General features: G+C 72.0%; 19 protein-coding genes. 11 read left to right on the forward strand and 8 right to left on the reverse strand.

Annotated elements, in window-relative coordinates:
- Positions 1 to 7 precede the first annotated feature (7 nt).
- The 6 genes from ACIO3P_RS36715 (at position 8) to ACIO3P_RS36740 (ending at position 5,532) form a co-directional block, all read left to right on the forward strand.
- Positions 8 to 1,087 (forward strand): DEDDh family exonuclease, encoded by a 1,080-nt coding sequence (locus ACIO3P_RS36715; RefSeq protein ID WP_401850220.1) that lies wholly within the window; start codon positions 8 to 10, stop codon positions 1,085 to 1,087.
- A gap of 110 nt (positions 1,088 to 1,197) precedes the next feature.
- Complete coding sequence (locus tag ACIO3P_RS36720; protein ID WP_329826260.1) at positions 1,198 to 1,431, forward strand: hypothetical protein; 234 nt, start codon at positions 1,198 to 1,200, stop codon at positions 1,429 to 1,431.
- A 108-nt stretch (positions 1,432 to 1,539) separates the two neighbouring features.
- Positions 1,540 to 2,358, forward strand: a complete 819-nt coding sequence (locus ACIO3P_RS36725; protein ID WP_329826259.1) for an SURF1 family protein — start codon at positions 1,540 to 1,542, stop codon at positions 2,356 to 2,358.
- A 75-nt stretch (positions 2,359 to 2,433) separates the two neighbouring features.
- A complete protein-coding gene (locus ACIO3P_RS36730; protein ID WP_401850221.1) occupies positions 2,434 to 4,305 on the forward strand; it encodes a glycoside hydrolase family 15 protein in 1,872 nt (623 codons plus the stop codon).
- 4 nt (positions 4,306 to 4,309) lie between these two features.
- Positions 4,310 to 5,065 (forward strand): SDR family oxidoreductase, encoded by a 756-nt coding sequence (locus ACIO3P_RS36735; RefSeq protein ID WP_329826257.1) that lies wholly within the window; start codon positions 4,310 to 4,312, stop codon positions 5,063 to 5,065.
- A gap of 242 nt (positions 5,066 to 5,307) precedes the next feature.
- Positions 5,308 to 5,532 carry a hypothetical protein gene (locus tag ACIO3P_RS36740; protein ID WP_401850222.1) on the forward strand — a complete coding sequence of 75 codons (225 nt, stop codon included), beginning with the start codon at positions 5,308 to 5,310 and terminating at the stop codon, positions 5,530 to 5,532.
- Position 5,533: 1 nt separating this feature from the next.
- On the opposite strand, the gene ACIO3P_RS36745 is transcribed toward ACIO3P_RS36740, so the two are convergent.
- Positions 5,534 to 5,938, reverse strand: a complete 405-nt coding sequence (locus ACIO3P_RS36745) for a hypothetical protein (RefSeq protein WP_329826256.1) — start codon at positions 5,936 to 5,938, stop codon at positions 5,534 to 5,536.
- 194 nt (positions 5,939 to 6,132) lie between these two features.
- On the opposite strand from ACIO3P_RS36745, the gene ACIO3P_RS36750 reads away from it, so the two are divergent.
- From ACIO3P_RS36750 to ACIO3P_RS36760, 3 genes are all read left to right on the forward strand, one after another.
- A complete protein-coding gene (locus ACIO3P_RS36750; RefSeq protein ID WP_329826255.1) occupies positions 6,133 to 6,639 on the forward strand; it encodes a SigE family RNA polymerase sigma factor in 507 nt (168 codons plus the stop codon).
- Entirely contained in the window at positions 6,629 to 7,261 is a 633-nt protein-coding gene (locus ACIO3P_RS36755; RefSeq protein WP_401850223.1) for a hypothetical protein, read from the forward strand. Before ACIO3P_RS36750 ends, ACIO3P_RS36755 begins: the two co-directional genes overlap by 11 nt.
- Before the next feature lie 287 nt (positions 7,262 to 7,548).
- Positions 7,549 to 7,965, forward strand: coding sequence for a hypothetical protein (locus tag ACIO3P_RS36760; protein WP_401850225.1), 417 nt, complete (start codon positions 7,549 to 7,551; stop codon positions 7,963 to 7,965).
- A gap of 31 nt (positions 7,966 to 7,996) precedes the next feature.
- Here the strand turns inward: ACIO3P_RS36760 and ACIO3P_RS36765 are convergent, their stop codons facing one another.
- Complete coding sequence (locus ACIO3P_RS36765; protein WP_329826252.1) at positions 7,997 to 9,118, reverse strand: NAD(P)/FAD-dependent oxidoreductase; 1,122 nt, start codon at positions 9,116 to 9,118, stop codon at positions 7,997 to 7,999.
- 158 nt (positions 9,119 to 9,276) lie between these two features.
- Positions 9,277 to 9,549, reverse strand: coding sequence for a DUF4873 domain-containing protein (locus ACIO3P_RS36770; RefSeq protein WP_329826251.1), 273 nt, complete (start codon positions 9,547 to 9,549; stop codon positions 9,277 to 9,279).
- Positions 9,550 to 9,727: 178 nt separating this feature from the next.
- Between ACIO3P_RS36770 and ACIO3P_RS36775 the strand changes: the two genes are divergently transcribed.
- The gene (locus ACIO3P_RS36775; protein ID WP_401787725.1) at positions 9,728 to 10,366 is read left to right on the forward strand and encodes an HAD family acid phosphatase; all 639 of its coding nucleotides are present in this window, start codon (positions 9,728 to 9,730) and stop codon (positions 10,364 to 10,366) included.
- Between the two features lie 97 nt (positions 10,367 to 10,463).
- On the opposite strand, the gene amaP is transcribed toward ACIO3P_RS36775, so the two are convergent.
- The 5 genes from amaP to ACIO3P_RS36800 form a co-directional block, all read right to left on the reverse strand.
- Entirely contained in the window at positions 10,464 to 11,042 is a 579-nt protein-coding gene (amaP, locus tag ACIO3P_RS36780) for an alkaline shock response membrane anchor protein AmaP (RefSeq protein ID WP_401850227.1), read from the reverse strand.
- Between the two features lie 4 nt (positions 11,043 to 11,046).
- Complete coding sequence (locus ACIO3P_RS36785) at positions 11,047 to 11,739, reverse strand: DUF6286 domain-containing protein (protein ID WP_329826248.1); 693 nt, start codon at positions 11,737 to 11,739, stop codon at positions 11,047 to 11,049.
- Complete coding sequence (locus ACIO3P_RS36790; RefSeq protein WP_329826247.1) at positions 11,736 to 12,113, reverse strand: hypothetical protein; 378 nt, start codon at positions 12,111 to 12,113, stop codon at positions 11,736 to 11,738. The genes ACIO3P_RS36785 and ACIO3P_RS36790 overlap by 4 nt, the downstream gene beginning before the upstream one ends.
- Positions 12,114 to 12,119: 6 nt before the next feature.
- Positions 12,120 to 12,311, reverse strand: coding sequence for a hypothetical protein (locus tag ACIO3P_RS36795; RefSeq protein ID WP_329826246.1), 192 nt, complete (start codon positions 12,309 to 12,311; stop codon positions 12,120 to 12,122).
- Between the two features lie 69 nt (positions 12,312 to 12,380).
- On the reverse strand, positions 12,381 to 12,848 hold the full coding sequence (locus ACIO3P_RS36800; protein WP_329826245.1) for an Asp23/Gls24 family envelope stress response protein: 468 nt from the start codon (positions 12,846 to 12,848) through the stop codon (positions 12,381 to 12,383).
- Positions 12,849 to 12,943: 95 nt separating this feature from the next.
- Between ACIO3P_RS36800 and ACIO3P_RS36805 the strand changes: the two genes are divergently transcribed.
- Positions 12,944 to 13,696, forward strand: coding sequence for a hypothetical protein (locus ACIO3P_RS36805; RefSeq protein WP_401850229.1), 753 nt, complete (start codon positions 12,944 to 12,946; stop codon positions 13,694 to 13,696).
- Positions 13,697 to 13,719 lie beyond the last annotated feature (23 nt).

Below are 13,719 nucleotides of genomic sequence, written 5' to 3' on the forward strand. Positions count from 1 at the left end.
ATTCTCTGTGACCATGCTTGACGACCAGACGCAGACGACTTCAGCGGCATGGCCGACCGCCTATCCACAGGGGTACGCGGTCGTTGACGTCGAGACCACCGGTCTCGCGCGCGACGACCGGATAATCTCCGCTGCCGTCTACCGCCTGGACGCTCTCGGCAATGTCGAGGACCACTGGTACACGCTCGTCAACCCGGAGCGCGATCCGGGGCCCGTGTGGATCCATGGTCTGACGAGTGAGGTGCTGGAGGGTGCGCCGCTCTTCCCCGAGGTGGCGGAGGAACTGGCCGAGCGGCTGGACGGGCGGGTGCTCGTGGCGCACAACGCGATCTTCGACTGGTCGATGATCGCCCGGGAGTACGCGCGCGCCGAGCGCACCGCGCCGACCCGGCAGCGGCTGTGCACCATCGCGCTCTCCAAGGAGCTGGGGCTGCCCCTGCCCAACCACAAGCTGGAGTCGCTCGCCGCGCACTTCGGTGTCGTGCAGCAGCGCGCGCACCACGCGCTGGACGACGCGCGGGTGCTGGCCGAGGCGTTCCGGCCGAGTCTGCACGCGGCGGCCAGGGGCGGCGTACGGCTGCCGCTGCTGGAGTGCCGGCCGCTGACCGAGTGGTCGGACGCGCCGTCGCGGCCCCGGGTCGGTTATCAGCCGTCGTCCCGGCAGGGGAGCTGGCGGCCGTCGCGCAAGCGGCCCGCCTGTCCGTATCCGAATCCGGGGCGGTACGAGCCGGGCGGGACGCTGCGGCAGGGGATGCGGGTGGCGTTCTCGGGTGACACGTCGATCGACCGGGAGCTGCTGGAGGACCGGGCGGTGGAGGCGGGGTTGCATGTGGCGTCGAGTGTGTCCCGGCTGACCAGTCTGCTGGTGACGAACGATCCGGGGTCCTCGACGTCGAAGACGGTCAAGGCGGCGTCGTTCGGTACCCCGGTCGTCGACGAGGCGGCCTTCACGCAGCTCCTGCGGGACGTGACGCTCGCGGGGGCCGGGCCGGCGGAGCGTTCCGTACCGGCGGAGCACTCCGTGCCGGCGGGTCGCCCCGTACCCCCGCAGGAGTCGGCGCCCGGACTGTTCCCCGTGGACGAGTGACCGGACGAGTGCCGGACGGGTGCCGGACGGATGACCAGACGGGTGAATTGACGCGCGACTCGCCACCGCTCCGCTCGCGCCCCGGTCCCCGGCGCTCCACTCTGTGGCGCATGGCACGTTGTGAGGTCTGCGGAAACGATTACGGCATGTCCTTCGAGGTGCACGCGCAGGGCGTGGTGCATGTCTTCGACTGTTTCGCCTGCGCCATCCACCGGATGGCGCCGATCTGTGAGCACTGCCGGGTCCAGGTCATCGGGCAGGGCGTAGAGGTGGACGGTCACTGGTTCTGCGGCGGTCACTGCGCCCGCGCCGACGGCAGGGTGGGCATCGTCGACCGCGTCTGAGGCTCGCCCAGCAGCACTCTCTCTGCCCGCTCCCGCCACCGGCGCCCGAGGCGTCCCATCCCCACCCCCGGGTCCGGCCGCCGGGACCCGCCGGGTACCGTCGATGGCGTGTACCGCTTCCTGTTGTCCCGGCAATGGGTGATCCTCACCCTCCTTGCCCTCGCGCTCATCCCCACGATGATCGAGCTGGGCTTCTGGCAGTTTCACCGCCATGAACACAAGGTCGCCCAGAACGCGCTGATCTCGGCCAACCTCGCGGCGAAGCCCGTACCGGTCACGGAGCTGACGTCCCCCGGGCACACCGTCCCGCGCTCCGACTACTGGCGTGGCGTCACCGTCACCGGCACGTTCGACCCCGCGCACGAGGTCGTCGTACGGCGCAGGACCTCCAACGACGACCGGGTCGGCTACCACGTCCTGATCCCGTTGATCATGAAGGACGGCCGGGCGGTCATCGTCAACCGGGGCTGGATCCCGGCAGACGGCGACCAGCACGCCTTCCCGAAGATCCCCGCCGCCCCGAAGGGCGAGGTCACCATCGCGGGCCGGCTGAAGGCCGACGAGACCTCGGCGGTCACCGGCATCCGGGACGTGGGCGGTCTGCCGCCCCGTCAGGTGATGCTGATCAACAGCCGTCAGCAGCAGGAGTCCCTGGACCGTACGGTCCTCGGCGGCTACGTCGAGCTGACCTCCCCCGTGCCGGCGGGCGACAGTCCGCAGCCGATCCAGAACCCCGACGACGGCTCGATCGGCCCGCACATGGCGTATGCGATCCAGTGGTGGCTGTTCGTGGCCGCCGTGCCGGTCGGCTGGTGGATTCTCGTACGCAACGAGAAGCGCGACCGCGCCGCCGCTGCCGCCGCCGCGAAGAGCGCCGCGGAGACGGACACCGACTCCGAGCCCGAGCCTGAGCCCGCACACGCCTGACATCCGGTCCCGCCGCGTCATCCCCCTGCCCCATCCCGCTGCTTAACGCGGCCGCCGTACGGGAAAAGCCCTGGCGTGACCCAACGCATCGAGGATTACGCACTCATCGGCGATCTCCAGACCGCCGCCCTGGTCGGCAGGAACGGCTCCATCGACTGGTTGTGCCTTCCTCGCTTCGACTCGGCGGCCTGCTTCGCCGCGCTGCTCGGCACCGAGGACAACGGCCACTGGCGGCTCGCCCCCGCCGGGGCCGGGACATGCACCCGGCGCGGCTATCTGGGTGAGTCGCTGGTGCTGGAATCGGTGTGGGAGACCAGGACCGGCACCGTCAAGGTCACGGACTTCATGCCGCAGCGCGAGCGGGCCCCCGACATCGTGCGGATCGTCGAGGGCGTCAGCGGCTCGGTGGAGATGACGGGCACCCTCCGGCTGCGCTTCGACTACGGCTCGGTGGTGCCGTGGATGCGGCGCGCGGACGGCCACCGGGTCGCGGTCGCGGGTCCCGACTCCGTCTGGCTGCGCAGCGAGCCTCAGGTGAAAACCTGGGGGCAGCACTTCAGTACCTGTTCGTCGTTCACGGTCGGGCCGGGCGAGAAGGTGGCGTTCGTCCTCACCTGGCATCCCTCCCACGAGCCGCGCCCGGCGCGCGTCGATCCGTACGACGCGCTGACGCACAGCCTGGAGGACTGGGAGGCGTGGGCGGCCCGCTGCTGCTACCAAGGCCCGCACCGCGCGGCCGTCATGCGCTCGCTCATCACGCTCAAGGCGCTCACGTACGGGCCGACGGGCGGCATCGTCGCCGCGCTCACCACCTCCCTGCCGGAGGAGCTGGGCGGCGTACGGAACTGGGACTACCGCTACTGCTGGCTGCGCGACTCCACGCTGGTGCTGGGGGCGCTGGTCTCCGTCGGCTATCTGGAGGAGGCGGCGGCCTGGCGCGACTGGCTGCTGCGCGCGGTGGCCGGCGACCCGGCCGATCTTCAGATCATGTACGGGATCGGCGGTGAGCGCCGGCTCCCGGAGAGCGAGCTGCCGTGGCTGCGCGGCTACGCGGGCTCCGCCCCGGTCCGTACCGGCAACGGCGCGGTCGACCAGCTCCAGCTCGACGTGTACGGGGAGGTCATGGACTCCCTGAACGTGGCGCGTACGGCGGGGCTCGCCTCGAAGCCGCACGCCTGGAACCTCCAGCTCAGCCTGCTGGGCTTCCTGGAGTCGAAGTGGCGCGAGCCCGACGAGGGGCTGTGGGAGGTACGGGGCCCACGCCGGCACTTCGTGCACTCCAAGGTGATGGCGTGGGTCGCCGCTGACCGTGCCGTACGGACCCTGGAGGAGGACCCCTCGCTCCGCGGCGACGTACGGCGGTGGCGGGCGATGCGGGACGAGGTGCACCGGGAGGTGTGCGAGAAGGGGTACGACCCGGAACGCAACACCTTCACCCAGTCGTACGGCTCGACGGAACTGGACGCGGCGACGCTGCTCATCCCGCGCGTCGGCTTTCTGCCGCCGGACGATCCGCGGGTGACCGGCACGGTCGACGCGGTACGGGCGGAGCTCGGGCAGGACGGTTTCCTGCGGCGTTACAGCGCGACCGGCTCGGCGGTGGACGGGCTGCCGGGCGACGAGGGAACGTTTCTGGTGTGCTCCTTCTGGCTGGCCGACGCGCTCCACCTCACGGGACGCACGGCGGAGGCCGAGGAACTGTTCGAGCGGCTGCTCGCGCTGCGCAACGATGTCGGGCTGCTCGCGGAGGAGTACGACCCGGTGGCGCGGCGGCAGCTCGGCAACTATCCGCAGGCGTTCAGCCATATCGGCCTGGTGGTGACGGCGCTGACGCTGACGGGGGTGGACCCGGCCGCCGGCGACGGCGGAGGGGACGGAGACGGGGACGGCGAAACGGACGGGGACGGGCTCGGGGACGACAGCGCGGGGGCCGGCACGGCAGGATAGGACCATGGATCTTGGACTGAAGGACCGCGTCTACGTCGTCACCGGTGGCTCGCGAGGGCTGGGCCGGGCCACCGCCGAAGCGCTCGTGGCGGACGGCGCGAAGGTCGTCGTCTCGGGGCGCGACGAGAAGAGCATCACCGCCGCGGCGGCGGAGTTGGGGCCCGGGGCGCACGGAGTCGCCGCGGACAACGCGGACCCGGCCGTGGCGGAGCACCTGATCGCCGCCGCGAAGGAACGATTCGGCCGCTTCGACGGCATCCTGATCAGCGTCGGCGGCCCGGCGCCCGGGTCGGCCGCGGACAACACGGACGAGCAGTGGCGTACGGCGTTCGAGTCGGTCTTCCTGGGCGCGGTACGGCTGGCCCGCACGGCGGCGGCCGAACTGACCGAGGGCGGGGTCGTCGGCTTCGTGCTCTCGGCCTCGGTCCATGAGTCGATTCCGGGCCTGACCATCTCCAACGGGCTGCGCCCCGGGCTGGCCGGCTTCGCGAAGTCCCTGGCCAACGAGGTCGGGCCGCGCGGCATCCGGGTGCTGGGCCTGCTGCCGTCCCGGATCGACACGGACCGGGTCCGCGAGCTGGACGCGCTGTCCGGCGACGCGGAGGCGGCGCGGGCGGCGAACGAGTCCCGCATTCCGCTGCGGCGGTACGGGACGCCGGAGGAGTTCGGCAGGACGGCGGCGTTCCTGCTGTCGCCCGCCGCGTCGTATCTGACGGGCGTGATGCTCCCGGTGGACGGCGGCGCGCGCCACGGCTTCTAGGAGTCGTCTTCAAGCTCAGGTCCGGAGCGTGATCGAGGCGTTGGTGATGGCGGCCTGGTAGGACTCGCGGGTCTTGTCATAGCGGGTGGCGGGAGCGCGCCGTTGCTTGGGGCGGTTGAAGCAGCGCTCGACGACGTTGCGGCGACGGTGGACGCGCCGGTCGAAGCCGGGCGGGCGGGCCGCCGCGTGTGCCGCGGCCCGGCCGGCCGGCCGAGGATCTGATCGGCCCGTTCGGGGATCGTGTGCGCGATGCCGCGCCGTCGCGGGTAGCTCCGGAGGTCGCCGACCGCCGGCACCTGCTGCAGAACCTCGGCGCGGCCGTGGCGAAAACCTGCCACCAGCACCGCTCCTGCCTGCGAAAACAAGCAGAGGAGGAGAAGACCGGCGAAGACCCCGGTGACGACCAGGACGATGAGTGGCGGCCGCCATCGACACCGCCAAGGCGGGCCGACGCGGCCGTTCAGTGAATCAACCCCGACCGTCGACGGAGTTGCCGGCGCCCGCGGGCGGGGGAACGGGTGCGTCGGCGGGCGGGACGGTCGGGGAGACCGTTGCGCCGACGGGGGTGGCGGGGGGAACCGGTGCGTCGGCGGGCGGGGCGGTCGGGGAAGCCGCTGCGTCGACGGAGTTGCCGGCGCCCGCGGGCGGGGGAACGGGTGCGTCGGCGGGCGGGGCGGTCGGGGAGACCGTTGCGCCGACGGGGGTGGCGGGGGGAACCGGTGCGTCGATCACGGACGCCGGGGCCGGCGAGTCCGATGCGCTGGCCTGGGCGCTCGCTCCCAGCGCCAGGCTGCCGAGCGCGAATGCACCGATGGCGACGGTCTTGATCTTGGTCACTGCTTCGCTGTTCTTACGGGGGGAAGCGTGGCGCACGGTATTTCCTTCGCTGTCGATCCGCTGTGGACAACGTGAATACGCACCGCGCGAACTCCTGCGCGACAGCGGTTGGTTGTGATCCACCTCACAGGCGATCGATGTAGCGAGGGTGGCCTTGAGGTGCGTACTCCCCCGGGGGCAATCCCACCGCCGTTCCTCGAACGGATGTGAGTGGCAGAGAAAGAGTGGCGATGAGTGCGACGGAAAAGGAGTTCGATGACTTCTACGCGTTGGCCTACCCCAGGCTCGTCCGGCAGATACACGCGATGACCGGAGACCTTCCCGAGGCACAGGATGTCGCCCAGGAGGCATTCATCAGAGCCTGGGACCGGCATGAACAGTTCATGAACGCCACTTCTCAGGAAGCCTGGATCCGCACCACGGCCTGGCGGCTCGCCGTATCGCGCTTCCGGCGTATGCGGCGCGGACTGCATCTGGTGCAGCGCCATCACCAACAACGCCATGTAGAAGGCCCTGGTCCGGAACACGTGGCTCTCGTCGCCGCGCTGCGCACGCTGCCGACGAGACATCGCAGCGTGATCGTCCTGTATCACTTGTGTGATCTGAGCGTCGAACAGATAAGCGCCGAAACGGGCTGGGCAGCCGGCAGCGTCAGGACCTGGCTGGTTCGCGGCAGGCAGTCACTCGCCCGTCAGCTGATGCCCCTACAGGACAAGGAGGTCGGCCATGCCGGATGAGCGGGAAATCCACGTCTGGCTCACCGAGAGCGCGGCACGGCTCAACACACTGCCGATCGGCGCAACACCGCCGGCGCCGGAGATACGCAGACTGGGCAGCCGGCGGCGGAAGCGACGGGCACTCTCCCTCGCCGCCGCGGGTATCGCCGCGGCGTTCGGTGCGACCTCCTACATGATCTCCCTGAGCGCGCAGCAGACGGCGGCGAACCCTGCGGCTCCCGCCACGAGTACCGCTCAGCGAGAGAAGGCCCGCGAAACGCTGCGGGCCTACTACACCGCCCTGCCGGATGCTCTGGCCTCACCGGACAAGGACAAGGCGCTGACCGAACTGATGTCAACGTACGTCAGCCCTTCCGCGCTGAGGAGTAACGCCTCCGCCGGACAGGACGGTAGTACCCATCCGGCGGCCACCTGTGAAGCGGTGACGGCACGCACCATCTTCTCCGTCGGCGACCCACGCGGCGTCGGCACGCACACCGTGCGCATCGAGGTGACCAGCAGCAGCGGAGCCGGCCCGATCGGCGTGACCTTCGACCTGCGCACCAAGCGCATATCGAAATGGACGTGCCCCCTGGAACCCGCTGACACACCGCGGACCACGATCAGTCCGAGCAGCCCGTAACAGCCGGAGCTGTGGCTTCGGCAAGCTGCCTTCTCCTTGCGGGAGGCGCGTGTTCACCGGTGGTTGCGGAAGAGATCGGTGAGGCCGCGTGCGAGGAATTTCGGTTCTTCGTTGCCCTCCCACCCGCCGCGAACCCACTCGTCGGCCCCCAGTCACTGGCTGGTGTCGGTCGACTCCACCATCGTGCGGGCTCACCGACATGCCGCCGGCGGCAGAAGGGGCAGTCGGCAGGGACGGAGCGGGTGATCACGCCCTCGGCCGGTCCCGTGGTGGACTGAGCCACGAAAGTGCACCTGGCCTGCGACGGCCTCGGCCGCCCTCCCGGCTTCGTCCTGTCGGGCGGCAATGCCGACGACTGCGCTCGCTTCGAGCAGGTGAGGGGCTCGATCAGCGTGGCCGGAGCCGAGTCCGGGCGTCCGCGGACCCGGCCCGGCCATGTGGTGGCCGACAAGGGCTGCCTGCGACGGCGCGGCATCGCGCACATGATCCCCGAACGGGCCGATCAGATCCCCGGCCGGCCGGGCCGCGGCACACGCGGTGGCCGCCCGCCCGGCCTCGACCGGCGCGTCCACCGCCACCGCCACGTCGTCGAGCGCTGCTTCAACCGCCCCAAGCAACGGCGCGCTCCCGCCACCCGCTACGACAAGACCCGCGAGTCCTACCAGGCCGCCATCACCATCGCCTCGATCACGCTCCGGACCTGAGCTTTGAAGACGACTCCCAGGGCTGGACCTTCTAAGGCTGGACCTCGTCGAAGAGGGCGAGGGCTGCGGAGGGGTCCGGGCTCACGAGGCGTTCCAGGCCGGCCGTCGTGATCTCCGCCCACCTGCCCGCCCGTGCCCACATCTGTTCCTCGAAGGCGCGGACGGCCTCGTCCAGTTCCCCGGGGCCGGAGGCGGCGGCGATGGACTCGGCGAGTTCGGCGCCGTCCAGCATCGCGAGGTTCGCGCCCGCCCCCAGCGGGGGCATCAGGTGGGCGGCGTCGCCCAGGAGCGTCACCCCGGGGACATGGGCCCAGGTGTGGGACACGGGAAGGGCGTAGAGGGGACGGTGGACGAAAGCCGTGCCGTGGCGGATGAGGTCGAGGACGGGCGCGGCCCAGCCGTCGAACAGGGCCAGCAGGCGTGACCGCACGGCCTCGGTGTCGGTGTCGGTGTCGGCCGGGCCCTGGCCCTGGTCCGCGCGGAACTGGGCGTACACCTTGACGTGGCCGCCGCTGTTGCGCTGGGCGACGAGCGCGCGGTTCACGCCGTACACAGCCACGGAACCGTCGCCGACCAGCCGGGCGAGGTCGGGGTGGCGGGTGTCGACGTCGTCCAGGGAGGTCTCGACCAAGGTGACGCCGGTGTACCGTGGCGTCGCGGACGAGACCGCCGGGCGGACCCGGGACCAGGCACCGTCCGCGCCGATCACCAGGTCGAACGTCTCCTGCCGCCCGTCCGCGAAATGGACCAGCACGCCGTCCCGGCTCGCCGGCACCACCTCCGTCACACCCCGCCCCCACTGCACGTCCAGATCCTCGAGCAACAGGTCACGGAGCTGCCCGCGGTCGATCTCCGGATTGGCCAGATCACCCGGTCGAGGCTGCCAGTCGCGCAGGACGGTCCCGTCCACGTCCAGGATGCGCATGGCCTGCCCCTCGGGACGGGACAGCGCCCGGAACTCCGCCAGCAGCCCCGCCTTCTCCAGCGCCAACTGGCCCAGTCCCTCGTGCAGGTCCAGCGTTCCGCCCGCGGGACGGGCGTCGCGCGCGGAATCGCGTTCGAGGACGGTGACGGGGTGACCATGACGGTGCAGGACGCGGGCGAGGCCAAGGCCGGCCGGGCCACTGCCGATCACGGCGATACGGGGTCTCATGCCGCCACAACGTACGGCCCCCCGCCGAGCCGGTCCCGCCCCGTCACCGAACCGGAACGACGGCGTGACAGCGGACGGACGATCCGACCGCGGGCCGACGACCTCCGTATCCCGTTCCCTCACCCGGCCTTGTCCGGCTCTCGTCCGGCCCGTCCGGGCTAGAACGGGATCTCGCCGCTTCCCGACACCTTCAGCCGTCCGCTGCCGATGGCCGTGTGCGTGGCCACGACCGGCCCCTCCCGGCCGTCGGGGAACCGGATTCTGAGATCGGCGCTGTCCAGCGCCGGACCGGCCGCCTCCTCCGCGTCGCCCGTCTGTACGCTGCCGCCCCACTGCCACGTCTCACCGTCCAGGCTCCCGCTCAGCGTGGCCTCGACCTGAATCTCGGACGCGCCGGCGACGAGTGTCGCGGGCCCTTGGTAGTTGCTCATGGGCCCAGTGTGCGCCCCCTGGCCCTGGCCTCCCACCGCACCGGCGCATGGGCGGGGCAACAGGGCCTGGCTCAGGGCGAGTTCGACTATTGGCCGACCGGACTCTACCCATCGGTAACCCTTGGCTGCCACGATGTGCCCGACACATCGGCCCCACCCCTCACCCAAGGAGACCGATATGGCGGCACCCGGCCTGCTCAGAAGCCTCACCACGACCGCGGTTCTCACCACGGCGATCGTGGCGGGCACCGCTCTGCCCGCCCTGGCCGCGCCCCCCGCACTCGCGGCCACCCCGATCGCCGCCACCACCACGGCTGCCGCGAAGCCCGACTACGCGACCTGGCAGGCCGATATCGCCGCCGTCATGGACCAGGCCGACTCCTACGTCGCCGGACGCCTCGCCTCGGTGCCCGCCGGCCAGAAGCCCGCGATCGTCCTGGACATCGACAACACCTCGCTGGAAACCGACTATTCTTCGGCCGTGCCGACCCCGGCGATCCGGCGGACCCTCGCCCTGGCGGACTTCGCGCACGACCGGGGCGTCAAGATCTTCTTCGTGTCGGCCCGCCCGGACCTCATCCAGGCGATCACCAAGGCCAACCTGACGTCGGTCGGCTACACGATCGACGGGCTCTACGGCCGGTCGATAGGCGACCTGTTCACCGAGGTGAGCGCGTTCAAGACGGCCCAGCGCGTGAAGATCGAGAAGAACGGCTACACGATCATCGCCAACATCGGCAACAACACGACCGACCTGACCGGCGGTCACGCCGAACGCACCTTCAAGCTCCCCGACTACGACGGCCAGCTCTCCTGATCTGAGCACCTGACTGACCTCGTCGTTGCCGGAGGAGGTCCGGGAGAAAGTCCCGGAGCGAGGGGCGAGGAGCGACGGCCGCGCCCGGCGTCGTCCCTCAGCTCACCCGCTCCGCCCGGTGCTTCACCGCCCCCAGCCGTACCTCCGCCGGCAGCGACGCCAGTCCCGCCGAACTCCGCGCCTGCGCCAGGGATTCGTCCGACAGCCCGCGCAGCGTCTCGTCCGGCCGCGCGTGCGGTTCCAGGAGGAGGCGTACGCGGGCCGACGGGCCGGTGCGCCTGCCCGTCAGGCGGACGGCCGCGCGGGCCACGCCGCGCAGGGACTCCGCGTCGTCCGCGAGTACGTTCTCCAGCGCCCGGCCGCGCAGCACCGCGCCCTCGCCGTCACCGCCGTTGACCAGGATCTCCGGCAGCCGGGCGCGGCGCAGTTGGGACAGCAGCCACCACAGGGCCAGGACGACAAGGATCGCGAGGGCGGCGATGATCACGGGCCACCACCAGCCGTCGTCCCGGTAGCGGAGCCGGTTCGCGCGGCTCAGCAGGACGCCGCGCGGTCCGGCGTACGGCCACCAGGACGGCACCGGCATCCCCGTGCCGGCCGCGAGAACCATGCCGCCCGCGCACAGCAGGACCAGGCCGATGAGAGCGAGCAGTACCCGGTTGACCAGGCGGATCATCCCGTCACCCCTTCTTCGCCGGCCGGTGGACCCGTACCGTCAGGGACGGCCGCCGGTCGAGGCCCAGTTCGCCGATGCCGTCGTCCAGCGCCCGCTCCAGGTCGGCCCGTACCTGGTCGAGCGCGCGGAAGTGCGCGGCGGCGTTCACCTTCGCGCGGGAGCGCCGCAGCCGTACGCGCGCGGACCGGACGCCGGAGACCTCCATGGCCCGGTCGCGGAGCGCGAGTTCGGCGGCTTCGCGGTCGAGTCCGGCGCGGACCGGCACGGACTCCCGCCGCATGGGCAGCAGTCGGCGCAGTCCCGGGGTGAGGGCGAGGGCGAGCAGCCACAGACCGAGGGCCGTCGCGACGGCGGCGGCCACGAGGATCCACACGTCCTCCAGTGGCCGGCGGGCCAGTTGGCCGGCGAGCGCGCGGCGCCAGTACATGGTCTGGTGGCCGGCGCGTACGGCGGCGATGTCGTACAGCAGCAGTCCGGTCGCGCCGAGCAGGATCAGCGCGGCCAGTGCGGCGGGGACGCGGCGCTGGGACCAGAAGCGTCGGGCGCGCGCCACTCCGCCCCGGCCGGTGTCGCCCGCGTCGTAACCGTCGAGGGTGGGCCTGGGCCCGTCGCCGGCGCCGATTCCCCTGTCGTCCAGGTCCGGTGGGCCGCTCCTGTCGACGTCCCGGTATCCCCCGGGTGCGGGCCCCTCGCTCATCGGATCCTCCCCCGCGCCGCGCCGCGCGACCGGTCGGAGTGCAGTCGTTCGACCCGTACGTCCACCTCGGGCACCTCCATCCCCACCAGCGTTCGCACCCGGTGGACGACCTGCCGGCGCACCGCGCCGCACTGGGTGCCGATGTCGGAGGGGTACTCCAGCTCGACACCGACCCGTACCCGCGCGCTGTCGTGGCGCACCGTCACGGAGGCGTACGGCGGAGTGCCGCCTTCCGGTACGCCGCCGAGCGCTTCCCTGGCCGCCTGCGCGGCGATCTTCGCGACGACCCGGTCGGCGATCGTGGTCGCGCCTCGTCCGGCCGCCGCCACCCGGTCCCTGACCACCTGGTCACCGGCCATCCGGTCACCGGCCATCCGCTGTCACCGCCGCCGGTCGTCGCGGTCGCGGGGACGGAAGAAGTCGCCGGGTTCCAGATCGCCGTCGACGAACTTCCCTGCCAGAAAACCGACCGCGCCCAGCACGGCCACCACCACAAAGGCTCCGAAACCACCGAAGTATCCGGCGAATCCGAGCACCATTCCGGCCACCAGGCCGACCGCCGCCATACTCATCGTGCACTCCTCTTCCGCTGCTCGGGCCAGGCCCCCGGCGATTCCGTACGACGGCGCAGGCGCCGGCCGCTACTGGAGCCGTGATTCCGGCTCTTCGTCATCTTCCTCGTCGGGGAGCTTCACGTCGCTGACCGCGATGTTGACCTCGACGACTTCGAGGCCCGTCATCCGTTCGACCGCGGCGACCACGTTCTCCCTGACGGCGGCGGCGACCTGGGTGATCGAGACGCCGTAGTCGACGACGATCTCCAGATCGAGCGCCGTCTGCACCTCTCCGACCTCGGCCTTCACTCCGCGGCTGACGGACTTGCCGCTGCCGGGGACCCGGTCGCGTACGGCGCCGAAGGTACGGGAGACCCCGCTGCCCATGGCGTGCACACCGAGGACGTCTCTGGCGGCGAGGCCCGCGATCTTCTCCACGACGCCGTCGGCGATGGTCGTACGGCCACGCGAGCCCGGGGCTCCGCCGCCGCGCTTGGTGAGGGGGGAGGCGCCCCCCTTCTCGTCGGCCCGACTGCGGGGTGCGGTGTCTGACATCGCCACTCATCCCTTTCCGCGCGGTGGTTTGACTCCTTTGCCCACATTAGGTGCGCTTGCCCCGTCCCGCGCCGTGGATGGGGCAGGGTGGAGGAATGACGACTGGGCACGGTACCGAGGGATGGACGGCGGCCGTACGGCAACGGCTCGCCCTGGGCAGACTGCTCGCGCTGGGCGAAGCGGCCGACGGCGCGTGGCTGGCCGAACGGGCGGCGACGGCGGAGCTGCGGCGGGCCGCGGCGGCCGTGCCGGGGGCCGTGCTCGGCTCCGTCCGGATCGCCCTGGCCGACCCGGACGGGGCCTTGGCCCCGGCCGTACCGCCGCCGCCGGGCGCGCAGCCGCCGGGGCCGCTGCGGGTGGAGGGGGAGTTCGCGGCGGCGACGGGCGAGCCGCTGCCCGCGCTGGCGGAGCGGCTGCGCGGGGCGCTGTTCGGCTGTGCGGTGGACGGGCTGGGGCTGCGGGTGACCGAGGTCGATCTGCGGGTGACGGCGCTGCTGGACGCGGCGGCGGAATCCCCGGCGCCCGCTGGGCCGGTCGGGCGAGACACCGCGGAGCCGGAGGACGCGACGGGGGCCGCGGCGGCGGCCGTACCCGGGGTCGCGCATCTGACCAGGACCCTGGGCAGCGCGGTGGCCGCGACGGCGGCGGACGGCGGCGGTGTGGAGCACGTACGGGTGGAACTGGCGACGGCGGCGGGGCACCGCCCGCTCGATGTGGCGCGGGCGGTGCGCGCGGAGCTCGCCGGGCTCGCCGCGGCGCCGCGCACGGTGACCGTACTGGTGACGGCGGTGGAGGCCCCGGCGGGGCGAGCGGGACGCGGGAGCGCGCGGCGTACGGCGCGTGGCTGACGTGTACGCGCGGGGCTGACTCC

The sequence above is a fragment of the Streptomyces sp. NPDC087310 genome, assembly GCF_044744405.1.
Classification (GTDB): domain Bacteria; phylum Actinomycetota; class Actinomycetes; order Streptomycetales; family Streptomycetaceae; genus Streptomyces.